23 protein-coding genes are annotated in these 21,926 nt (G+C 33.1%); 6 read left to right on the forward strand and 17 right to left on the reverse strand.

Annotation, left to right across the window (positions count from 1 at the left end; all coding sequences use genetic code 11):
- Nucleotides 1–20: 20 nt before the first annotated feature.
- Nucleotides 21–1,343, reverse strand: a complete 1,323-nt coding sequence (locus ACQH2P_RS05280; RefSeq protein ID WP_425363321.1) for an MFS transporter — start codon at nucleotides 1,341–1,343, stop codon at nucleotides 21–23.
- Nucleotides 1,344–1,774: 431 nt separating this feature from the next.
- Between ACQH2P_RS05280 and ACQH2P_RS05285 the strand changes: the two genes are divergently transcribed.
- Nucleotides 1,775–1,900, forward strand: coding sequence for a hypothetical protein (locus tag ACQH2P_RS05285; protein WP_425363322.1), 126 nt, complete (start codon nucleotides 1,775–1,777; stop codon nucleotides 1,898–1,900).
- A 58-nt stretch (nucleotides 1,901–1,958) separates the two neighbouring features.
- Here ACQH2P_RS05285 and ACQH2P_RS05290 read toward each other — a convergent pair.
- The 15 genes from ACQH2P_RS05290 to ACQH2P_RS05360 all read right to left on the reverse strand — a co-directional run bounded on the left by ACQH2P_RS05290 (nucleotide 1,959) and on the right by ACQH2P_RS05360 (nucleotide 14,672).
- Nucleotides 1,959–2,842 (reverse strand): IS630 family transposase gene (locus ACQH2P_RS05290; protein WP_425363003.1). Its coding sequence is split into 2 segments (ribosomal slippage): nucleotides 1,959–2,519 and nucleotides 2,522–2,842, totalling 882 coding nucleotides; the frame shifts between segments, so codons are not numbered across the junction.
- 64 nt (nucleotides 2,843–2,906) lie between these two features.
- Entirely contained in the window at nucleotides 2,907–3,080 is a 174-nt protein-coding gene (locus ACQH2P_RS05295) for a hypothetical protein (protein ID WP_425363323.1), read from the reverse strand.
- Nucleotides 3,081–3,158: 78 nt separating this feature from the next.
- Nucleotides 3,159–5,234 carry an ATP-dependent DNA helicase RecG gene (locus ACQH2P_RS05300; RefSeq protein ID WP_425363324.1) on the reverse strand — a complete coding sequence of 692 codons (2,076 nt, stop codon included), beginning with the start codon at nucleotides 5,232–5,234 and terminating at the stop codon, nucleotides 3,159–3,161.
- Between the two features lie 118 nt (nucleotides 5,235–5,352).
- Nucleotides 5,353–6,243, reverse strand: coding sequence for a GTPase Era (gene era / locus ACQH2P_RS05305; protein ID WP_425363325.1), 891 nt, complete (start codon nucleotides 6,241–6,243; stop codon nucleotides 5,353–5,355).
- A 26-nt stretch (nucleotides 6,244–6,269) separates the two neighbouring features.
- On the reverse strand, nucleotides 6,270–6,986 hold the full coding sequence (rnc, locus tag ACQH2P_RS05310; RefSeq protein ID WP_425363326.1) for a ribonuclease III: 717 nt from the start codon (nucleotides 6,984–6,986) through the stop codon (nucleotides 6,270–6,272).
- Complete coding sequence (lepB, locus tag ACQH2P_RS05315; protein WP_425363327.1) at nucleotides 6,973–7,776, reverse strand: signal peptidase I; 804 nt, start codon at nucleotides 7,774–7,776, stop codon at nucleotides 6,973–6,975. The genes rnc and lepB overlap by 14 nt, the downstream gene beginning before the upstream one ends.
- 88 nt (nucleotides 7,777–7,864) lie before the next feature.
- The gene (gene ligA, locus ACQH2P_RS05320; RefSeq protein ID WP_425363328.1) at nucleotides 7,865–9,961 is read right to left on the reverse strand and encodes an NAD-dependent DNA ligase LigA; all 2,097 of its coding nucleotides are present in this window, start codon (nucleotides 9,959–9,961) and stop codon (nucleotides 7,865–7,867) included.
- 41 nt (nucleotides 9,962–10,002) lie between these two features.
- Nucleotides 10,003–10,707, reverse strand: a complete 705-nt coding sequence (locus ACQH2P_RS05325; RefSeq protein ID WP_425363329.1) for a TraX family protein — start codon at nucleotides 10,705–10,707, stop codon at nucleotides 10,003–10,005.
- Nucleotides 10,694–12,238, reverse strand: coding sequence for a murein biosynthesis integral membrane protein MurJ (gene murJ, locus ACQH2P_RS05330; protein WP_425363330.1), 1,545 nt, complete (start codon nucleotides 12,236–12,238; stop codon nucleotides 10,694–10,696). The genes ACQH2P_RS05325 and murJ overlap by 14 nt, the downstream gene beginning before the upstream one ends.
- Nucleotides 12,239–12,317: 79 nt before the next feature.
- On the reverse strand, nucleotides 12,318–12,536 hold the full coding sequence (locus ACQH2P_RS05335; protein WP_425363331.1) for a hypothetical protein: 219 nt from the start codon (nucleotides 12,534–12,536) through the stop codon (nucleotides 12,318–12,320).
- On the reverse strand, nucleotides 12,533–12,706 hold the full coding sequence (locus ACQH2P_RS05340) for a hypothetical protein (protein ID WP_425363332.1): 174 nt from the start codon (nucleotides 12,704–12,706) through the stop codon (nucleotides 12,533–12,535). The genes ACQH2P_RS05335 and ACQH2P_RS05340 overlap by 4 nt, the downstream gene beginning before the upstream one ends.
- Entirely contained in the window at nucleotides 12,703–12,876 is a 174-nt protein-coding gene (locus ACQH2P_RS05345; protein ID WP_425363333.1) for a hypothetical protein, read from the reverse strand. The genes ACQH2P_RS05340 and ACQH2P_RS05345 overlap by 4 nt, the downstream gene beginning before the upstream one ends.
- Before the next feature lie 81 nt (nucleotides 12,877–12,957).
- The gene (locus ACQH2P_RS05350; protein ID WP_425363334.1) at nucleotides 12,958–13,110 is read right to left on the reverse strand and encodes a hypothetical protein; all 153 of its coding nucleotides are present in this window, start codon (nucleotides 13,108–13,110) and stop codon (nucleotides 12,958–12,960) included.
- A 168-nt stretch (nucleotides 13,111–13,278) separates the two neighbouring features.
- The gene (locus ACQH2P_RS05355; protein ID WP_425363335.1) at nucleotides 13,279–13,845 is read right to left on the reverse strand and encodes a cell cycle transcriptional regulator TrcR; all 567 of its coding nucleotides are present in this window, start codon (nucleotides 13,843–13,845) and stop codon (nucleotides 13,279–13,281) included.
- Between the two features lie 98 nt (nucleotides 13,846–13,943).
- Nucleotides 13,944–14,672, reverse strand: coding sequence for an OmpW family outer membrane protein (locus tag ACQH2P_RS05360; RefSeq protein WP_425363336.1), 729 nt, complete (start codon nucleotides 14,670–14,672; stop codon nucleotides 13,944–13,946).
- 177 nt (nucleotides 14,673–14,849) lie between these two features.
- On the opposite strand from ACQH2P_RS05360, the gene ACQH2P_RS05365 reads away from it, so the two are divergent.
- The 5 genes from ACQH2P_RS05365 (at nucleotide 14,850) to ACQH2P_RS05385 (ending at nucleotide 20,041) form a co-directional block, all read left to right on the forward strand.
- Complete coding sequence (locus ACQH2P_RS05365) at nucleotides 14,850–15,740, forward strand: DMT family transporter (protein WP_425363337.1); 891 nt, start codon at nucleotides 14,850–14,852, stop codon at nucleotides 15,738–15,740.
- On the forward strand, nucleotides 15,733–16,983 hold the full coding sequence (locus ACQH2P_RS05370; protein ID WP_425364112.1) for an MFS transporter: 1,251 nt from the start codon (nucleotides 15,733–15,735) through the stop codon (nucleotides 16,981–16,983). Before ACQH2P_RS05365 ends, ACQH2P_RS05370 begins: the two co-directional genes overlap by 8 nt.
- A 617-nt stretch (nucleotides 16,984–17,600) precedes the next feature.
- Nucleotides 17,601–17,837 carry a DUF2312 domain-containing protein gene (locus ACQH2P_RS05375; protein ID WP_425363338.1) on the forward strand — a complete coding sequence of 79 codons (237 nt, stop codon included), beginning with the start codon at nucleotides 17,601–17,603 and terminating at the stop codon, nucleotides 17,835–17,837.
- A gap of 16 nt (nucleotides 17,838–17,853) precedes the next feature.
- On the forward strand, nucleotides 17,854–18,771 hold the full coding sequence (gene secF / locus ACQH2P_RS05380) for a protein translocase subunit SecF (protein WP_425363339.1): 918 nt from the start codon (nucleotides 17,854–17,856) through the stop codon (nucleotides 18,769–18,771).
- A gap of 223 nt (nucleotides 18,772–18,994) precedes the next feature.
- The gene (locus ACQH2P_RS05385) at nucleotides 18,995–20,041 is read left to right on the forward strand and encodes an IS110 family RNA-guided transposase (RefSeq protein ID WP_425362708.1); all 1,047 of its coding nucleotides are present in this window, start codon (nucleotides 18,995–18,997) and stop codon (nucleotides 20,039–20,041) included.
- Between the two features lie 503 nt (nucleotides 20,042–20,544).
- On the opposite strand, the gene ACQH2P_RS05390 is transcribed toward ACQH2P_RS05385, so the two are convergent.
- A complete protein-coding gene (locus ACQH2P_RS05390) occupies nucleotides 20,545–21,867 on the reverse strand; it encodes an IS5 family transposase (protein WP_425362791.1) in 1,323 nt (440 codons plus the stop codon).
- Nucleotides 21,868–21,926 lie beyond the last annotated feature (59 nt).

Raw genomic sequence — 21,926 nt, forward strand, 5'->3', positions numbered from 1 at the left:
TTACTATAATAACACAAGAGCTATAAGACTCCTTTGGGTGGATAATTCCCAGAATCTTTTGCTAACTTTTCGAAATGAAATAACCCATAGGCAAAGCCAATAATTGTAGGAATCATAATAAACAATAATCCCCAATTGCCAAAATATTCAATAAGATAGACAAAACCAAAAGAGGTAATAACAAGCATTAAAGCTCGAGATAAAGCAAATGTCATAGTAGCACAGGTAAAACGTTTAAATATAGGAAAGCTTCTATAACAAATGGGAAGAGCAGGACCTAAGCATTCATGTAATAAAGATATAACGAATTGAATCAGAAATAATTGGTAAGGAGAACTAACATTATTCAATAAATACGGACAAAATATGATAAAAATAGAAGATATTAACAGTATGATTTTTAGGATTAATAATGGATGCACTTTTAAGCTTAAATAACAGAATACTAAAATGGTTAGCAGCTCTATTATACAGATAATAAAGTTATGATGAATAACCTCCGAAGTTGTATAACCAAAATTAGTTTTTAAAATATTACCACAATGTACGTATATAAAATAAAAACATACCGGTGAAGCACATTGTAATAAAAAGAAAGCTATTAGTGTTTTTTTATTAACTTTTGCTTGCCAAATGGGATTGTCTTTTAAGATAGCTGGATCTGTATTAATTCTTTCAAAAACTCTTTTTATTCGATATTTGGCATCAGCAAATTCTGGTACTTCTCTAAGTTTGCTTCTCGCAACAAAACCAACCAATGCAATTGCTGTACCAATCCAAAACGCCAGACGCCAGTTAAAACCATGAGAAGTAACAAGTGTTGCAATACCTAAAGCACCTAACGTTCCTAGATTACAGGTAGCCCACATTAATCCTACACTTGCATATTGAACTGGGGGCTTAATCGTTTCAGTTAAATAAAGTTGTGCCCCTGTCACCTCTCCTATGGCAGAAATACCTTGAACAATACGACAGATTGTTGCTATCCATGCTGCCGTGCTTCCTATCTGAGCATAAGTAGGGAGATTAGCCATAACAAAACATGATGTGGCCATTAAAAAAGTTGTAATGATTACTGTTGACTTGCGCCCTATATTATCACCCAACCAACCGAATATTAAAGCACCAACAGGGCGAAAAACAAATGTAGAACAAAAGACCAAAGCCTTCATTAAAGATGCGGTATGAGGATCGGTAGGTTTAAAAAATAACTCATTAAAAAACTCGCCCATATGGACATACAACATTAAGTCAAAATATTCTAGGAATGTGCCAACTGAGAATAATCCTATAGCTTCTTTTTGTTCTCTAGTTAGACTTCTTTGTTCCTGTTGATATTCCATTACCTCTCCACCTCTCCACCTTATATTTAAATTACCTCATACTATTTTCTTTATATAGCTAACCCAAATAGGTTCTTGATATTATTATAAGTTCCTAAATGTCTATTAGCGAGATCAACGAAGCAATCTAGGAAAACGGTTAAATTTGGATTGCTTCGTTTGCCACCAAAGTGGCTCCTCACAATGACGCCGGGCTGTTCTCCCTATTACTTTTAAACGCCATGCGTAAGGTAATGGTATGGCTCTACCATATATATAGAATGAATAGCAGTTGTTATTCTTCTAGATTTAATATATTAAAACAACAATAGGAAGACCCAACATGGAATATAACATAATAGGAATAGATTTAGCAAAAAATATTTTTTATCTTCATGCTAGTACTACAGTCGTAAACTTTGTGCATACAGTACACGGGTTCTTTCTTTATAGTGAAACCTATTGAATTAGGTGATACAAACTTTGTGTTAACCTTGCGAAAGCAGGTATCTAGATTTCCGCCGCAGCTAGGAATGACATCTTACAATCGTTATGTTCTTTATCACCTAATCCTATAGGCATAACTATAACATAAAAGATACTGAAAATTGTATGGTGTTTTAGCTCCTATAGCACTTAACATATAGGTTCATACATTATTTTAAACGTTCTACAACTTGCCTCAAATACAGAAATACCTTTATCTAATAATTTTCTAATGTTATTTTTTATCGGAAACCAATGATGTTCAATAGGATTTAAATCAGGGGAATAAGGTGGTAAAAATTTTAGTTTGCAGCCAGCTTTTTCAATTAATTCTTTAGCCCTTTTGGATTTATGAAAGCTTGCATTATCAGCAATGACAACCTGTCCAGGCTTTAGCTCCGGCACAAGGCAATTTTCTATATAAGCTTCAAATACCTTACTATCACAGCTCCCAGTAAAGACTAGTGATGCGATTAAACTATTCTGATTTAACGCACCAATAAAACTTGTTCTTTCACTACGTTTTCCCGATTTACTCCCATTACAACGACTTCCTTTCATTGACCATCCATATTCATATGATTCATTATCATTTATGCCCGCTTCATCAAGATAAACACGTTTCTCTTTCGGCACTTTTTCTAATTCACTGAGAAAATCTTGTCGCTTTCCTTCATCTCTTTCTTTATACGCATATGTCTTTTTTTTCGAGTAATGTTGAGTTTCTTTAAAGCTCGGCTGATAGTCATTATACTTGCAACATTATCTAATTCTTTTGCTATTTCTGTAAGCGTTAACGAGTTACCTTTTTCTACTAAATGACGCAACTCCGATAAATCAGGGATTTTATGACCATATCCTTTCTGGTATCCCTCCTTTGACTTTATATCTCCAGTTTGTTTCTTTAATCTAATCCAATCATAGATTATTGACCGACTAATTTTAAAGGTTTCGCATGTAAGTGCTACTTTCTTATATTTCTCATAATGTTCTATAACTCTAGAACGTAAATCGTAACTGTAGGGGGATGCCATATTGCTATTATAAAATTTTTTTATTATTTATCATTATAACTTATTTGAATCCATATGTTAAGTGCTATACCATTTCCGCTAATTGCCAGCTATTCTTCCTCTCAACAGAACTCATTAATGCTTTGACATACAGTGACATATTATTAAAAGTTCTATAATCATTACATCCTACTCTTAAACCACTCTGACCTTCTTCTATCATTCCTTCCAGTTCTTGCCATATCTTGATGTTATCCATTCCTTATCTCATCTCCTCCTTCAACTATGCCATACATTCTAATACATTTTATTTTATTTGTAAACTACGACTGTAGTGTTAGTTTAATTCATTAAATTCTACTTTAGCAAATAATTTTGCTTGAAGTAGAGAAAATTCTGAATGATTGTTTGAACTTTCTTCTGCTAATTTATTAGCTTTAGTCAAAAGGTCTAGGTCTCTAGCTAGATCGGCAAAAAAGAATCTTATTTCACCACTTTGCTTAGTACCTAATATTTCTCCACTACCTCTTAACAGTAGGTCTTGCTCAGCTATATAAAAACCATCATTACTATTTCTCATCACTTCAAATCTAGATTTTGCAAATATACTTAATTTTTTAGGATCATATAGAAGGATACAATGAGATTGTAACATTCCACGTCCAACTCTACCTCTTATCTGATGTAACTGAGCTAAACCAAACTGTTCAGCATTTTCGATGACTATTAAGGTGGCATCTGGTACATCGATACCCACTTCGATTACAGTTGTAGCAACCAGGATTTTAATATTGCCATTCTTAAATTGTTGCATAATCATATCTTTTGGCTCATTTTTCATTTTGCCGTGGATGATAGCTGTAATGTTAGGGTAGGCGGTTTCAATGGTAATGAATCTGCTATTAACGTCAGTCATTCCAGTATTTTTTGCCTGCGTTGTTAACTCTTCATCATTTTGATCGATAAGAGGACATATCCAGTAAATTTTCTCCCCAGCTCTTATCTTTTTATCCAAAACTGAGATTACATTATTTAGTTTTGTCTTTGGTAATATGCTGGTAATAATTGGTAGTCGATTTTTGGGTTTACTGGTTAATTTAGAAATATCCATATCTCCAAACATGGTCAAAGTAAGACTTCTAGGAATAGGGGTAGCTGTCATTACTAAAACATCTGGATGCGAGGCTTTGTTAATTAAATCTAACCGTTGTTGTACGCCAAATTTATGTTGCTCATCAATGACGATATAACCTAAACTTTTAAAATTTACTTTTTCTTGAAATAAGGCATGAGTGCCAATTAATATATCAATATCTCCGTTTTCTAGTTCTGATAACAGCTTGTTGCGTTCTTTGCCAGATATTTTTCCGGTAAGTAAACCAATCCTTATTTCGCTTTCACTTAAGGCTTTAATGAAGAATTGGTAATGTTGGTTTGCTAATAAATCAGTAGGAACCATTAGTGCAGCTTGAAATTTATGGTATACTACATTGACTATTGTTAATAAAGCTACCAGGGTTTTGCCAGACCCCACATCCCCTTGCAGTAAACGCATCATTTCTGTAGGGGATAATTGATCCTTTTCAATTTCTTCAATTACTTTCTTTTGGTCGTGTGTCAGTTCAAATCCTAATATCTTAAGTATTGATTGCTGTAGCTGATCGGATTTAGTAAATGAATTACCTTGTTTTAATTTTGTTTGCTGGCGGAAATGTTGTAATGACAGCTGATTAGCAAATAGCTCTTTTTCTGCTAATCGTCTTAAAGCTTGAGTATGCAGTTCTTCTAGCTTCTCAGTTTGAGTCTGATATAAATGCATGCTTTTTAAATCTTTTAATAATGATTTAGTATAGTCCTTTATTTCCCGGAAATTTTCAGGGATGTTGTCACACTCTTTTTCAAACAAATCAAGAGCTTTTATTATATAGGAATAAAGTTGCTTATTAATTATTCCATAAGTCAAAGGATAAATTGATTCTATGGAGTTGGTAAGTTTTGTATCAAAAATAAACATTGGGTGGACTATTTGAGCTAAGCTAGAAAATACTTGCACCTTGCCTTCAACTATATGCTTACTGCCTATCATAAATTTATTTAGCAAAAAATAAGGCGGTCTATTAAAAAATACTAGCAGAATAGACCCCGTTTCATTGGTTCCTAGGATTTTTAAAGGCTGCTTTTTGCTTTTAGGAACAAGAACCTCTTCAATTGTTACTTCAGCTTGAATTAACTGACCATTTTTCAGTAAAGATAAATTGGGCGAAGTTGTTTTAACTTGATAAGAAGTAGGGCGGTAAAATAGCAAATCTCTTAAATTGATTATCCCCAATCTTTTGAGTCCATCAATTATATTATCACTAACGTTAATATGTGATTTAATTGGTAAGAAAAAAAACTTACTGATAGTTAACATATGATTTTTTAGATTACTATATACATTTTGTCTTTACTATAGTTAACAGTGTCTAATATACTCCCAATTCACAGACGTCATTGCGAGGAGCAATGACGCAATAATGAATTGGTTAGCTCTATATTTGAGCTTGTTGCAACCGCATATGGCTGTATGAGTTTGGGTCATCTTGCCAAAGTTCACGTACTTTTACAAAAAGAAAAAGGTGAATTTTACAATCAAAGGCTATCTGCATTTCTATTCTTGCCTTAGAGCCTATTTCTTTAATTTTACAACCATTTTTTCCTAAAATAATAGTCTTATAAGAATCTCTTGAAACAACTATTACCTGATGAATTTTGATGGATTTATCATTATTCTCCTGCCACATTTCAGTTTGTACAGTTAAATTATAAGGTAATTCTTGGTAAAGATTCAAGAATAATTGTTCTCTAGTTATCTCAGCTGCTAAAAATCGCATAGGCAAATTAGTAACATCATCCTCTTCATACAGCCAAGGCGATTCTTTAGCTTGGCTTTGGATGTAATTGAGTAATTTATTAACATTTTTACCGGATAAGACGGATATTCTCAATATATAATTATCTATGAACTGAACTCTTAGAGTATTTTCTATTTCTTCTAGATATTCAGAAGAACTATCAATCTTATTTAACAATAATATTAAATTTATTTTAAGAGTTTGCAACTTCTTAAGTATTTGCAAAGTAAATTGATCAATAGATTTCGTACTATCTATTATCAATAACACTAGGTCTACGCCATGTAAACTTGACCATGCACACCTTACCATTGCTTTTTCTAGCTGTTTTTTTGGCTCAAATATACCTGGTGTATCTAATATTATCAGCTGTGTATCTTTTATGGTAACTATTCCGGTTATAATAGAGCGGGTAGTTTGAACTTTAGGAGTGACTATCGATATTTTTTGTCCTATAAGTTTGTTTAATAATGATGATTTACCAGCATTTGGTTTGCCAATGATACATAGAGAAATTGTCTTTTGCATTTGAGTATATTTCCACGGACTAAACCTTACAACTTTAAATTGTTGAGGTAGTTCATTAATTTACGGGCAGCAACTTTTTCTGCTTCCTTAACTGAATGACCAGTACCAGTTTGTTGATATTCATCCATCTGTACTAATACAGTAAAGGTGGTTGCATGCGGTGATCCTTCTCTTTTAATCACTTGATATACAGGTTTTGCAGTTCCCTTTTTCTGTGCTAATTCTTGAAGAGTACTTTTAGGATCATAATCAGCTAAATCAATAATATCTATAAATTCATACCATAAATCATATATTATTTTTTTGATAGTATCAATATTACTATCAAGATAAATGGCAGCAATTAATGCCTCCATAGTATTTTCGATATTATTAGGATTTTGTCTTCCTCCTAATAGTTCTTCGCCGCAAGTCATAATAATATAGTCTGCCAGATTGATTCTGGCAGCTACTTTACAAAGTGATTCTTTACAGACTAGACATGCTCTAATTTTTGCTAATTTTCCCTCATCGTAAGTAGAAAAATTTTTAAATAAAATTTCAGTAATAACAAAACTAATTATTGCATCACCAAGCCATTCTAAACGTTCATAATTCTTTTGTATTCCATGCTTTAGGACATGTTGCTTTAAAGAAGGATGGCTTAACGCTTCCAGTAAAAAATCTTTATTATTAAAACTATACCCTATATCCTGTTCAAGTTTTTCTGGAGCAGAGAGTGTGGATTTTTTACTTGTACTCATCTTGTATTTTATCTGTATAAAGGGAGGTAAATAATCTGTTAAATCTAATAGATGCCAGCCAAGTGCCAACACGGAGTATTTGATTAACTATCCCAATATCACTTTGCCATAATTGTTCTTTCGTTGAAAAAATAATAAATTGTCCTTTGGCAATAAAGTTTTTAAAGGGTACAAATCCTAGTTCTATCCTACTATCATTCGATTCATCTCTGTTATCACCAAGAAAGAAATATTTTCCTTCCGGTACATAAAAGATTTCTGTGTTACCATATTTATTTACTAATAAGTGATTGTCTTGTTTTAATTTATAAGAAAAATAATTTACGCCATTAGGTAATATTTCCTTATATTTTATATAGTTTTTTCCTTGTTCACTTCTATATGTCCCAGCTTCAGTACGTTCTATAGCTTTATCATTTATATATACTACATCATTGATTAATTGTATTTTATCTCCAGGTAGCCCCATTAATCTTTTTACATATCGAATATCCATATTATTTGGTGGGCGAAAAACTATTATATCCCCTCTTTGTGGCTGTGACGCTAATATTCTACCACTAAAAATATTAGGATAGAAAGGAAAAGAATAATTACTATATCCATAAGAATATTTTGTTGAGAAAATATAATCATTCTCCAGCACTGTTGCTTTCATTGAACCTGTTGGCACAAAAAAAAGTTCCATCACAAAGAATCTTATCATCAGTGCCAAAAATATTACAAAGATAAAAGATGAGCATTCTTGTATGAATGTTTTTTTGTTGGTACTCGTAGCTGTTGCTTGCATATGTAATAATTATTTAATGATAAGTTAAATCTGGTCAATGATAGCCCATTACTATGTTGAAATCCAGCAATATTTTGAATCTCTTTCTTCAAAATATTGGAGTGTTACATAAGAGTATTAACTCCTGCCACTGGTCTTCATCAATAATTTTAATTCCCAGCTCCTTAGCTTTCTTGAGCTTACTACCAGCATCGCTACCCGCCACTACTAAATCAGTAGCAGACGAAACGCTACTTGCTACTTTAGCACCTAATTTCTCCGCTTGAGACTTGGCTTCAGCTCTTGAGAGAGTTAATAAAGAGCCAGTAAATACTACAATCTTACCAGTTAATACGGTTTCAGTTGTTTGTTGATTATAGTCTTGAATATTCAGAATTTTACTTAGTTGCTGAATAATTTGTAGATTTTCTTTAATATCAAAAAAGTCGATAATATCTAGCAGAATTTTATCTCCTATTCCTTCCAGATCATTTAATCTTTGGTAAATTTGCTGATCACCTTTCAATAAAGATTCCATAGCTGTTATAAAATTATTATAATTTTGAAATTCTCGAGCAAGTAATTTGGCGGTTTGTTCACCAATATGTCTGATTCCTAAGGAATAAATGAATTTATTTAGGGGAACGGTTTTGGCTTTTTCAATACTCGCAAATAGGTTTTCTACAGATATTCGCCCCCATCCTACCATATTTTCAAGCTTGACTAAGTTTTTTTCATTATTATTTTGTAAATAAAAAATATCCACTGGATTTTCTATTAAAGATTTTTCCAACAAAAATTCTATTTGTTTCTTCCCCAAACCATCTATATCTAAAGCATTTTTAGAGGTAAAATGACATATTCGTTCATAATTCTGGGCAGGACAATTTAAACCATTATCACAACGAATAATTATAGTTTCTTGATTATAATGTAACTGAGAATCACAAGATGGGCAAAGTTTCGGCATATCTATTTTTTGTGATTCACTAGAACGCCGAGTAAAATCTACAGCAGTAATTTGCGGTATAACATCACCTGCTCTCTGCAAAAATACATAATCATTAATCCGTATATCTTTTCTGATGATTTCCTGATAATTATGTAAGGTAGCCCGTGATATTCTAACTCCACCAATAGAAAGCGGCTCTAACTCAGCAACCGGAGTTAATACACCGGTTCTACCTACTTGTAGAGTAATGTTAATTAGTTTAGTTTGACCAATTATCGCAGGGAATTTATGAGCGATAGCAAATCTTGGACTTCTTGCAATAAAACCCATTCTTTGCTGCAGAGCGAAATCATTTAGCTTATATACAATACCATCAATTTCATAAGGTAATTTTTCTCTAGATGAATTCAAATATTCATAGAAAGATTTCAGGTCATCTTCAGAATAGGCTAATTTTCCTATATTATTGACGATGAACCCTAACTCTTTTAACTTATCTAATAAAGCATCTTGACAATCAGCTATTTTACTACTGCTACTCCCCACAGCATACACAAAATACCCTAGAGGTCTACTAGCTGTAACGTTTGGATCTAACTGCCTTAATGACCCAGCAGCCGCGTTACGCGGGTTGGCAAATTTATCTTTTTGGGATAATTCTTGTGCTTGATTTAATAATAAAAAATCCTGTTTATTAATGTAGACCTCACCTCTTACTTCCAAAATTGCTGAAGCCAAGTCTATTGAATGAGGAAAATTCTTTATAGTCTTGATATTTTCCGTTATATCTTCCCCAATAAAGCCATCGCCTCTTGTCGCAGCTCTGGTGAGTATTCCATTCTCATAGGTAGCAGAAAAAGATAAACCATCTATTTTAGGCTCACAAAAAATAGGTTGGAAACTATCAAGGCGTAAAAAATTCTTTATTCTATTGATAAACTCTGATACATCTTCATTATCAAAGGCATTACTGAGCGAAAACATCGGATTGATATGTTTTATTTTCGAAAATTTCTCTGCTGCAGAACTACCAATTTGTTTAGTCGAGCTATTTTCCAGCACCAGATGAGGAAATTTCTTTTCAAGTTCAAGGTTTAAATTAAATAATTGATCATACTCAGCATCAGAAATCAGGGGAGCATCTTCTTGGTGATATGCGTTATTATATTCTCTTATCTTATTTGCCAGTTGCTTTAGTAAATTTTTTACCTCTAATTCAGAAAGCTGTTCGATATCAGTTGGAATATTTTGCATATACTAGTTATCTCCGACAGCCTCCTAGCCAGCAGGGCAGTTTAGCTATATAAGTAGAATTTAAAAAATAAAAATTGTAAAATTGCTAGATGTATAGCATAGATATATAAAGCATTATGACTGATAATCCGTAAATTTATAGCAATTTTCTGCTCAAAATTTCTTGCAACCATAAATATATATTCCAAAACCCCGAATATAATTACTATAAATACATAGATAGACGAGAACTGAAAAGTAGTCATAGTATGCATTATAGACAAAATTATAGATATTGCAATGGTAAGCCTAAGATTAGCTAGATCATGCTTAGCTATATAGCCAAGTAGCATGATAGCCATAGATAAGGTGCCGTAATCAATAAGGAACCAACTACAGAACCAAAGAGTTCCAAGGAGAACAACATGACAATATCCTTTATAGAAAAAATTATTTAAGCTATTACGAAAATAAAAAAGATAGCACTGCCCTAAAAAAATAGGGATAAGTATGTTAGTTGTAACAAATTCCTTAAATAATATGATAGTAAGAATATCTAGTAGAACCCCAACTACAAGAATCCTAATTTTTGGTTTTGTATGAAAATTATATCCAGCAAAAAAGCAGAAAATCGGCATAGCAGTGCGACCAATAATCCGCATTATTTCATACTCAGGAAAAAAATATAACCCTAAATGATCTATTACCATGGTTATCATGGCTATAGTCTTTAAAAAGTCTTGATAATTAGACTCAGTTTTTGTCATTAATAAATTTCTTTGGATAAAGCTTAAAATAAAAAACCATTAGAAAAAATGTTGCTGCTCCAATTATAATCGTTGCTGCCAACATAAAAGCTTTTACTAATAACAATTCGGTATAATAATATTCAGCATAATAATGTTTAATTCCCCAGATTACTAGCACCATTATTACGCAGCTTAATAAAATTTTGCCACCAAAAGAATATAATTTTGAATCGATAAAAGAAAGACCATATTTCTTTGTCTGTATATATAACAACCAAACATTATACCAAGCGGTAATAGAACAAGCAAGAGCGATGCCAAGATGACCAAATTGCTTCATCATAACAATATTTAATATAGTATTCACAGCAAGAGAATATAATGTGATTTTTAAAGGCGTTTTCGTATCGTGATTGGCATAAAAAATCGGCATTAAAATCTTGGCAAGTATAAAAGCTGGTAAACCAAGGGCAAAAGCAGAAATAGCCTCAGCAGTTTTAATTGTATCATCATAAGTAAAGGCTCCACGCTGATATATTATATGAATGATTGGTTCTGATAATATAATAATACCAAAGGCAGCTGGTAAAGATAATAAAAGTCCTATTTTAATAGCATTATTTTGGATATTTGCTGCTTTCTCTAAATCATTCATTTGGTAGGTTTTCGATAATTCTGGTAATAATATAGTACCGAAAGTTACCCCTATTATCGATAAAGGAAATTGATATATTCTATCTGCATAAGATAATATTGAAATTGCCCCTTCGATGAAGCTAGCTATTGATTGCGATATAAATAAGTTAAGCTGCTGAAATCCTGAACTAACAACTGCTGGTCCCATATTAAACAAAAACTTTTTTACATCTCTATTACATGGATCAAAAACTAGCGGAAACGATAAACCAACTCTAATGACACAATAAAACATAAAGATGATTTGTAATAAGCCAGCAATCACCAAAGATAAACTAATCGATATAGGAGCAGATATACGATCTTGTAATATTACCGTTGTAATGATCACAATAATATTTAAAATAATCGGAGAAAAAGCAAAAGCTGCAAACCTCTTTACTGAATTTAAAATTCCCCCGAGTAAAGCCGCCACCGAGATAAAAATCAAATATGGCATAGTGATGCGACACAGAGCGATTGTTAAATTAAATTTCTCTGCATCTTCATGAAAACCAGGAGCAATAATAAACATTAAGAAAGGCATCATAATCTGCATTAGCACTACTATCACTACTAAAGTAATTAGTAAAATAGTAAATATAATGCCGGTAAAATGGCGTGCTGCCTCACGAGATTCTATGATTTTTGTATTAAAAATAGGTACAAAAACGACTGATAAAGCCCCTTCCCCAAAAATACGCCTAAATAGGTTGGGTAATTTAAAAGCAACATTAACGCTGTCAGCAACACTACCAGCCCCAAATAATGAAGCAACAAATAATTCTCTAGCAAGACCAAATATACGGGAAATTAAGGTAAAGAAAGCTATTATAATTCCAGAACGAAATAATGTATACTCTGTTACTTTCATTTCAGCAATTACAAATTCAAAAATATTAGTTTAAAAAAATAGAAATACACCTATAACTAACCCGAATAAGTTATTGATATTATACCACTTCCCACACTCCCTTTGTCATTCCCGTACTCCTGTGTCGTTCCCGCGTAGGCGGGAATCTAGATAGCTGCGTTCGCAGGGATGGCATCATAGTTTTAATGCCATTCCCATACTCTCTCTTGTCATTCCCGCGTAGGCGGGAATCTAGATAGCTGCGTTCGCAGGGATGACACCATAGTTTTAATGTCATTCCCACACTCTCTCTTGTCATTCCCGCGTAGGCGGGAATCTAGTTCCCTGCGTTCGCAGGGATGACATCATAGTTTTAATGCCATTCCCATACTCTCTCTTGTCATTCCCGCATAGGCGGGAATCTAGTTCCCTGCGTTCGCAGGGATGACACCATAGTTTTAATGTCATTCCCACACTCTCTCTTGTCATTCCCGCGTAGGCGGGAATCTAGTTCCCTGCGTTCGCAGGGATGACATCATAGTTTTAATGCCATTCCCATACTCTCTCTTGTCATTCCCGCGTAGGCGGGAATCTAGATAGCTGCGTTCGCAGGGATGACACCATAGTTTTAATGCCATTCCCATACTCTCTCTTGTCATTCCCGCGTAGGCGGGAATCTAGATAGCTGCGTTCGCAGGGATGACATCATAGTTTTAATGCCATTCCCATACTCTCTCTTGTCATTCCCGCGTAGGCGGGAATCTAGTTCCCTGCTTTCGCAGGGATGACATCATAGTTTTAATGCCATTCCCATACTCTCTCTTGTCATTCCCGCATAGGCGGGAATCTAGTTCCCTGCTTTCGCAGGGATGACACCATAGTTTTAATGTCATTCCCACACTTCCTTTGTCATACCTGCAAAAGCAGGTATCTTAGATTCCCGTATCAACTTTATATAATTCTCCTAACTCTTCTAACTTTCGACAACTGTGGCTAAAGCAACTTCTTGCTAATAGACGATAGTTTGCTATGGATAAATGCTAATTGAATTAGATGTACAGTCATTCTTTAGGGGGTTTTTCTTGTTGAGATAAAAGTTTTGCTTGCTCTACATTCTTATCTAATTCTACTTGACTACAAATTCCAAGTAAAACGGGATCGCGTGGACGAATGTTTTTCATATTCCAGTGACTACGATCACGGATAGCATCTATGGTAGACTTGGTAGTACCAACTAACTTGACAATTTGGTTATCTAAAATCTCTGGACAATTTTTAAGTAACCAATATACCGCGTCTGGTTTATCTTGACGTCTAGCAATAGGAGTGTACTTAGATTGTTGTTTTTTCTTAGTATTTACCAAATCGTATGCGACATTAACAGAAATCCTTAGACTACTAGCTGGATCCTTCGTGCAACGCATTATTTCTTCTTTGGTTAACTGTCCTCCAGCAATGGGATCTAAGCCCTTAATACCATGGGATACTTCACCATCAGCAATACCTTTAATTTCAAACTCGTGAATCCCACAAAAATCAGCTATCTGCTTAAATGTTAAGGCAGTATTATCAATTAACCAAATAGCAGTTGCTCTGGGCAGTATAGGTAATTTCTGTTGTGAGCTCATAGTAAATTAATATAATATTGATTATGTGTTCTTCTAAAAAATATAGTCTCTTCTAACTGATAAGTCAACAATAGACTTATAGTACAGCCGTATCTGACCTAAAACCTAAAACCAACACCTATTGCAATCATTAGCGGATTAAACTTTACTTTAGAGGAGACAGGCTTTCTTACTAAAGGAGATTTATAATCAACCGTGGTATCAAGAAAATACTGTTTTACATCTAAGTTAATCAATGTATCATCCTTAGCATATAAATCAACCCCAACCTGTAACACAGCACCGTGACCATTTCTGACTGTACATCCTTTAGATTTATTGATAAAATAAACTCCATGATAACCAGCACCAATATAAGGTCTGATACCACCAAAAGAAGCTATGTGATATTGTCCCGTGACAGTTATAGGAATCATATAAAGAGGTTTTCTTTTACCAACATCTTCTGGATTAGTGCCATAATTATAAGCCACATTCTTTAAGTTAATATTTTTATTACGCAATAGATCGAAACCTAAAGATAGCTCTGCGGCAACATTATTAGCAAAGAATATTGACGTGGACGCCTCTAAACCGTAACCATTCTCGGCAAAGCTACCAATCGATATTGGATCTTTGGCAGTAGCATCAGGCAAGTCTGTTTGCTTTGCACTAGATTTTATACCTATTGCTCTCATCTTAAATACAAGATTACCTTCATTCTCATAATAATCAGCATCATAGTCCTTACCAACTGCATCATTATTAACTGAATCATTAGCAAAGCTAGAAATACTAGTGCAACTTACCAATAGAAATATCCCTAACTTTTTTGCGACTTTTATCATAACTATAAACCTTCTCTTGCTTTAAATATATTGCTGTACTATATATACTCTTCTTATCTGGAAATCAAATGATAATAAGATTTTTAAAACTTGTCTAACAATGATTGATACTATAACACTAAATATAAGAAACACTAAGTATAAAAAAACAAATAAACTAAAAAATTTAAGGTCTATATGAATAATAAATTAAATACTTATTTTATTGGCATTGGTTGGTTTATATTAAGTATGCTAACTAGTGTAACTAATGATATAACGGCAAAATATCTTGGATTCAGGCTACATAGTTTTGAGGTAGCTTTTTTTCGCTTTCTCTTTAGCACTCTAATTCTTATACCGTTTATTTTTTATTATGGAAAACAAACTTTAACCACTACTCGTCCTTTTGTCCATATTGCAAGAGGGATATTGCTATTTTTTGGTATGACATCTTGGACTTATGGCTTACAACTTGCACCAGTAACTACTGCTACAGTTGTTAGCCTGGCTATACCTTTATTTACCTTGGTTTTGGCAGTATTTTTCTTAAACGAAAATATTATCTGGCAAAGATGGGCAGCAACTTTATTTGGCTTTATTGGAATTGTTGTTACTCTGAAACCACATGCTAGTGATTTTAACCCACATATATTGATTTTTGTATTAGCTGCTATATCTTTTGCCATGTTAGATATTATTAACAAGAAATTTGTAATAAAAGAGTCAATGATTAGCATGTTATTTTATTCTGCTCTAGCAACATCTTTAGTATCAATACCGCCATCAATAATGTATTGGAAAACACCTAATATTTCAGAATTTATTTTGCTATTTATTTTAGGATCAGGAGGTAGTTTAATTTTATTCTTTCTATTAAAGGCTTTCGCTCTAGTTGACGCTACTGCCATTGCACCTTATAGATATTTAGAGTTAATAATTTCAGCATTAGCCGGATATCTTGTTTTTAATGAAATGCCTGATAATAGTACTTTATATGGGGCACTGATAGTAATTCCTGCAACATTGTTTATAATATATTCTGAGAAAGATAACATGATCCAAGATGATAAAATATCGCATGAATAAACGTAAGTTGGTTTTTGTAAGCGGTATAGCAAATGCATTTGAGTGGTATGATTACGCACTATTTGGTCTTTTTGCCCCTATAATAGGTGCAAAATTTTTTCCTGGATCAAGCCCTAGCTCATCTTTATTGCATGCTTTTTTGGCATTTGCTATCGGTTATTTGATGAGACCAATAGGTGGAGTGTTTTTTGGGATACTCGGAGATCGTTTTGGTAGAAAAACTGCTTTAAGTGCATCTATGTTTTGTATGTCCCTGCCAACAGCACTAATTGGTATGTTACCCACTTATGACGATATAGGTATTACCGCAACTATATTGATGATTTTAGTTCGAATGTTGCAAGGTTTATCAATGGGCGGAGTACTTACTGGATCAATTTCATTTGTTATTGAACATACAGGTGTAGCCTACCGTGGTTTTAGTGGTAGTGTGTCAATGTCCAGTATTTGTATTGGTTTATTGTTTGGTTCAGGAATCTCGCAATGTATACAAAGCTTTTTATCAGTAGATCAATTTAATGATTGGGGGTGGAGAATACCATTCTTATTAGGAATCTTTATTTTATTTGCTGGACTTTATATAAGGAAATATACAAGTGAAACTCCTAGTTTTCAAAGTATGAAGGAAAATGGTGGTATCTTAAAGTCTCCTCTGAAAAAAGTTATTTCTGTATACTGGTTTGATATGATAATATCAATCTTCATCAATTCTACAGGTTCAGTATTATTTTATCTACAAACTATTTATCTAATGTCATTTTTGAGGATAAATCGTGGTTTCAGCAATGATGAAGTGACCAATTTAGCCAATTATTGTTATATAATCATGATCATTGCTACTTTATGTTCTGGCTATTTGTCTGATATAATTGGTCGCAAGAAAATTTTTGTGATCAATTTGCTGGTAATTATTTTAGTTACCCCATTTTTGATGAATGTCATTGAAACCTGGGACTTTTATTTTATAATTACATCTCAAATCATATTATCAATTTTAGCTGCCTCTTATATTGGACCTGAACCTGCACTACAAGCTGAATTCTATCCAACCAATATCAGAAACACGGCTTTATCATTATCTTATAATATAGCAACTAGTATTTTTGGTGGCACAACACCTTTAGTGATAGAGTATCTTGTACAAAAAACTGGTACTATTACTTCGTCTATTTATTATATAATTGCTTGTGCTATTTCAAGTTTAATAGCACTTTATTTTTATAAGGATCGTTCAAGGATATAATATAGCTAACCTGACTAGGAGTCTGTCGGAGATGAGTAATTAATTATATTTTGAGCTATTTTTCGGCGAGAATAAATAGGATTTTTGAAGGAATAGTGTACCTATTTCAAGAAAATCCTGTTTATTAACAGCCAAAAAGAGCCAAATATAGAATTACTTTAGTTATTTCCGACAGTCTCCTAGCATTACGCCAAATTCATAGACGTCATTGCGAGGAGCTACTTTAGTAGCGACGAAGCAATCCAAAAAAGTAACCAAAAATGGATTGCCACGACCACTACGTGGTCTCGCAATGACAAAGGTTTACTATGGCTAAATGCTAATCGAGTACATTTTAAAGATTTTTCTAGCATTTATAGCAAAATTATCTATAAACTACTTAGTGGCCTAATAAAAGTAGTTTATACTATAGCTAAACTGGATAGGCTCTTGATATTGTTGTAAGTTCCCAAATGTCATTGCGAGGAGGTCATGAGACCGACGAAGCAATCCAATCTAATGAATAATGGATTGCCACTACACTCACGTGGTCTCGCAATGACGAAGGAGTTATCTAAAGACTTAACGGGTTAGCTATATAATTAGGATATTTTGATAAACAAAAAAACTTTGATTTTATGACAGAAGTGATATCTAAAGAACAATTAGAACAATATATAAATCAAATAGAAGGGCTTGAACAAGAAAAAGCTGAACTATCTGAAGCAATAAAAGATATATTTGATGCAGCCAGCTCCAGTGGTTTTGATACCAAGGCTATGAAGTCTGTGTTAAAACTGAAAAAGCTTGATAGAAATAAGTTGGCTGAACAAGATGCAATCTTAGAGTTGTACAGGCAAGCTCTCGGTATATAAATTAAAGAATTTAATAATGAAATTATATCCGCTAAGACTGTTACCTGATCAAGTCAATTTTGATTTTATCAAATTTAAAAAAGTAAGTTATACGATGTCCATTATTTTGTCTCTTGTGAGCATTATGTGGATAGGAATTTATAAGTTTAATTTTGGTATTGATTTTGCTGGTGGAATTGTTATAGAAGTACGTCTTGACCAAGAACCTGATTTAACCAAAATGCGTGAAGTACTTAATAACCTTAAGATTGGTGAAGTAGTACTACAAAATTTTGGTAACCAACATGATTTGTCTATACGAGTTGGCAGTAATAGTGAAGATACTTTAATGCACAATATTGAGCTAATCAAGTTGACTTTAAGCAACCAATTTCCTTATAAATTTGAATATCGTAAAGTAGATTTTGTTGGTCCACAAGTTGGTTCTCATCTGATAAAGTCAGGAATAACAGCTCTAATTCTTTCTTTTCTTGCCATAATGGTTTATACTTGGGTTAGATTTGAGTGGTATTTTGGGCTTGGTATATTGATAGCTTTGCTACATGATGCCATACTAAGTTTAGGTTTTATGAGTGTAATGAGGTTAGACTTTAATCTAACTTCCATAGCTGCTATCCTTACCATAATAGGTTATTCCGTCAATGATTCAGTAGTGATCTATGATAGGATTAGAGAAAATTTACGAAAATCATATCAGAAAACAATGCCACAAATTATTAATATGAGTATTAATGAAACTTTGTCTAGGACAATTCTAACAGTTGTGACAACCTTGCTAGCAAACCTAGCTTTAGTAATATTTGGTGGAGAAGCTATTCATAGCTTTAGCTTATTAGTGTTTTTTGGCATAATAGTTGGTACATATTCATCTATCTTCATATCCGCTCCTATATTGATGTTATTTGTCGCTAAGAAATTCAGTATATCCAAATGATTTCTAAGTGATTTCAAGAATTGTTATATATAGTGAAACCTATTGAATTAGGTGATACAAACTTTGTGTCATACCTGCGAAAGCAGGTATCTAGATTCCCGCATAAGCGGGAATGATGGTATGGACGAGTGAAGCGAAATATGCTTTACTTGTACGGAGTCTGGTGAAAAATGTTTTTCAGTTGCTCCAAATTAAATAACAATTTAATTAATAGGTCCATACCATGATAAATAATAGCATAGAAAATAGTATAATTGGAATAGATTTAGCAAAAAATATTATGCACTTGGTGCAAGTTGATCAAAATGGCAAAAAAGTCGGTCATCAAAAAGTTAAAAGAGATGAGTTAATAGGATGTTTAAACAATCTCAATAAAAGTTCACTGGTGGTCATGGAAGCATGTGGAGGAGGTAATTATTGGTCGCAAGAAATTAACAAGCTTGATTTGCAAGTTAAGTTGATGAAAACAAAAGATGTAAAAATTTATGCAACATCGAGGCAGAAAAATGATTATAACGATGCCTTAGCAATATGTAAAGCTGCTCGCGATCCAGAGCTAAAAGATGTGTTACCCAAAAGCAAAGAGGAACAAGATATAAAATTTTTGCATAAAATCCGAAGTAATACGATCAGAGATCGAGTACAAAAAACTAATTCTACAATATCAAGTTTATATGAATATGGTTATAATACAAAATTAAGCAAAAATAAATTTTGCAAAGCATGTAAGTCGGAGGTAGAATTAGCGTATATAGAAGGTTATATAACTTCTGGGGTACAGTCAATTTTACTTTTAGAATGTGAAGAAATTGAGAATTTGTGTAACAAAGAAAAAACTTTAGAAAAGCTGATAATCAGTAATAATAAACAGAATGAGAAAGCTATTAGGTTGCAGACAATTTTTGGGATTGGAGCAATCAATGCTAGTTGTTTGAGCGTAGCACCAATGGAAAATTACGCAACCCCGAGGGATTTTTCTGCGTCGCTTGGTTTGGTGCCAAAACAATACACCTCAGGAGATAAGATAGTTTTAGGAGGAATTAGCAAACAAGGTGATAGATATGCTAGAACTATGTTGATTCAAGCTGCAAGAACAATAGCAATAAGAGCCAAAAGCGATAAAGAATCAAAAGATAAGCTAGTTCAGTGGGCAGTGAAGAAATTTGCTGAAAACAAATCATATAATATTATATGTGTTGGTTTAGCGAATAAATTAGCTAGAATAGCTTATGCAGTAGTTACCAATGGCAGCGAGTATGTCGCAAATTAGCGCTGTTGGCAAGAAGGATAATTTATGTCAATTAAGCAAAAGAATGGCAATTGGTAAATATTGCGAGTAAGTTAGTAACAATAAAGAGAACGAAAGTAAAAGAGTTAATGAAATAAGTATTCTGAACAAAATCCGCAATTATGTCGAGGCTCTAGAAGCCGTGGGAATGAGAGGTTACTCAAGGATATTTAGAAGAATGCAGAAACCATTATGGCACTCGATGCCGAATATATGACCGCTTCCTTTGTGGCTCTATTTTTTATTTTCTTTATTGACAAATTCACTCGTCCATATATGACAACTTACAATAGTTAGTCTCCCCGTCAAAAGTGCAAAAAATTCAAAAATTAGCACCTTAGCAAAAAATTTTTGTATAAAATTTTAGAGTTTAATTGTTCTGATGTAATTTTTTGATATAAAAAGATGATTTTTAGAAAATTTTTGCATGACGTTTTGTTAACGATTTTGTAATCGTTTGATTAATTTTCTTTATTTGCTAATTTTTATGTAGAAAAATTTGTTTTGAGCAGGTGATTAGCAATACACCGTAAGTTCAATCCTACAGCGGAAATTAACGGATTTATTATATCTCCTATTACTCCTTTTAAGTAATTTCTGCCAACTCTACCATAATGCTTAAGGTGTCCTATTATCGGCTCTATAGCACTTCTTCTCTTGATCATTGCCTTATCATCTGAGGATAGCTTCTTCTTGCAATATGGGCTATACACCTTGTCTTTTTCTTTAAAATTATTCCCCTTATAGCCTAAATCAACAAATGTCCTGGCTATTCCCACTCCTGTTAATTTCTTTACAACCTCTACAGTCTGCGATAATGTATGACCATCATATGGATTGCCATGAAATGATTTGGCCGCTAATACAAAATTACCTCGACCACTTACTGCTATCGAAACCTTGTTACCAAACTCATAGGGTTTGTTTAATTTCCCTTTACCTATGCACTCTACCTCCGGTGCGTGAAAACTATATAATACTTTATTATCCTCCTTATATCGCTCTTTCTCTGCTTTACTCAGTATAGATTGTGCCTGAATCTTTTTAATCTTATTTAGTATTTCTTGCTGCTTTAATGACAAACTTAACTTTGTTTTTGCTATTTCTCGCTGAGATATTCTTATTAAACGACCCAGCAATATCTTTAAATGTTGCATTACCTTCTTACGTTTTTTGGCTTTACTATTATCCTTATATTTCCATAATTTTACTATGTCTTTTTTATATTGCTTGGCATATGTCTCATGTAACTTAATGCCTAAAGTATGACATAACTTTACTAGCTCTATTCTTGCCTTATCCATCAAATACACATCATGAGGATACTTAATATTCTTAATTTGTACTGTAGTATCAACGATTATCGATGCTAAGTCTTTTTTTTTAAGCACTCCGACTTTGCAACCAATTCTTGTTAATTCTTTTAATATCTCATTATATCCTTCTTCCCCTAATATAGCACGAAACCTTCGTATACTAGCTTCTGATATCTCAGCATCTTTCTGCAAATATTCCCAACCACAAAAATATTGCCAATATACGTTCTCTCTCAGCTCTTCTTCAGCTGCAGCATCTGACAGGTTATACATCGCTTGCAGCATAGTTACTCCAAGTAATAACCTGTGACATCTGCGATTCCTACCAAATTTCTTGATATTAACATTTGTCAATAACCATTCCTCTAAAACAGTCCAATTTATTAACGATCTTAATTTATATAACTTGTTATTAGGGTTTAATTCTTCGGTCAATTTATAACCAAAAAGCTGTCCTTGTTTTTGGGATTTTATTATATCTTCTATCGGCATAATTCATACAATCCATAAGGTTTCTGCCAATATTATAGCATTTTCTTATGGATTATCTA

Source organism: Candidatus Tisiphia endosymbiont of Hybos culiciformis (assembly GCF_964030975.1).
In the GTDB taxonomy this organism is placed as follows: Bacteria; Pseudomonadota; Alphaproteobacteria; order Rickettsiales; family Rickettsiaceae; genus Tisiphia.

Excerpts from the sequence above, each read along its gene's own strand:
- ACQH2P_RS05365 (WP_425363337.1), top strand. The coding sequence starts at position 14,850 with ATGAATAATAAATTAAATACTTATTTTATTGGCATTGGTTGGTTTATA.
- ACQH2P_RS05360 (WP_425363336.1), bottom strand. The coding sequence starts at position 14,672 with ATGATAAAAGTCGCAAAAAAGTTAGGGATATTTCTATTGGTAAGTTGC.
- ACQH2P_RS05390 (WP_425362791.1), bottom strand. The coding sequence starts at position 21,867 with ATGCCGATAGAAGATATAATAAAATCCCAAAAACAAGGACAGCTTTTT.
- ACQH2P_RS05335 (WP_425363331.1), bottom strand. The coding sequence starts at position 12,536 with ATGACAAGAGAGAGTGTGGGAATGACATTAAAACTATGGTGTCATCCC.
- ACQH2P_RS05385 (WP_425362708.1), top strand. The coding sequence starts at position 18,995 with ATGATAAATAATAGCATAGAAAATAGTATAATTGGAATAGATTTAGCA.
- ligA (WP_425363328.1), bottom strand. The coding sequence starts at position 9,961 with ATGCAAAATATTCCAACTGATATCGAACAGCTTTCTGAATTAGAGGTA.
- murJ (WP_425363330.1), bottom strand. The coding sequence starts at position 12,238 with ATGAAAGTAACAGAGTATACATTATTTCGTTCTGGAATTATAATAGCT.
- ACQH2P_RS05340 (WP_425363332.1), bottom strand. The coding sequence starts at position 12,706 with ATGACAAGAGAGAGTGTGGGAATGACATTAAAACTATGGTGTCATCCC.
- era (WP_425363325.1), bottom strand. The coding sequence starts at position 6,243 with ATGCAAAAGACAATTTCTCTATGTATCATTGGCAAACCAAATGCTGGT.
- secF (WP_425363339.1), top strand. The coding sequence starts at position 17,854 with ATGAAATTATATCCGCTAAGACTGTTACCTGATCAAGTCAATTTTGAT.
- ACQH2P_RS05325 (WP_425363329.1), bottom strand. The coding sequence starts at position 10,707 with ATGACAAAAACTGAGTCTAATTATCAAGACTTTTTAAAGACTATAGCC.
- ACQH2P_RS05295 (WP_425363323.1), bottom strand. The coding sequence starts at position 3,080 with ATGGATAACATCAAGATATGGCAAGAACTGGAAGGAATGATAGAAGAA.
- ACQH2P_RS05355 (WP_425363335.1), bottom strand. The coding sequence starts at position 13,845 with ATGAGCTCACAACAGAAATTACCTATACTGCCCAGAGCAACTGCTATT.
- ACQH2P_RS05300 (WP_425363324.1), bottom strand. The coding sequence starts at position 5,234 with ATGTTAACTATCAGTAAGTTTTTTTTCTTACCAATTAAATCACATATT.
- ACQH2P_RS05375 (WP_425363338.1), top strand. The coding sequence starts at position 17,601 with ATGACAGAAGTGATATCTAAAGAACAATTAGAACAATATATAAATCAA.
- rnc (WP_425363326.1), bottom strand. The coding sequence starts at position 6,986 with ATGAGTACAAGTAAAAAATCCACACTCTCTGCTCCAGAAAAACTTGAA.
- ACQH2P_RS05345 (WP_425363333.1), bottom strand. The coding sequence starts at position 12,876 with ATGACAAGAGAGAGTATGGGAATGGCATTAAAACTATGGTGTCATCCC.
- ACQH2P_RS05280 (WP_425363321.1), bottom strand. The coding sequence starts at position 1,343 with ATGGAATATCAACAGGAACAAAGAAGTCTAACTAGAGAACAAAAAGAA.
- ACQH2P_RS05370 (WP_425364112.1), top strand. The coding sequence starts at position 15,733 with ATGAATAAACGTAAGTTGGTTTTTGTAAGCGGTATAGCAAATGCATTT.
- ACQH2P_RS05350 (WP_425363334.1), bottom strand. The coding sequence starts at position 13,110 with ATGACATTAAAACTATGGTGTCATCCCTGCGAAAGCAGGGAACTAGAT.
- lepB (WP_425363327.1), bottom strand. The coding sequence starts at position 7,776 with ATGCAAGCAACAGCTACGAGTACCAACAAAAAAACATTCATACAAGAA.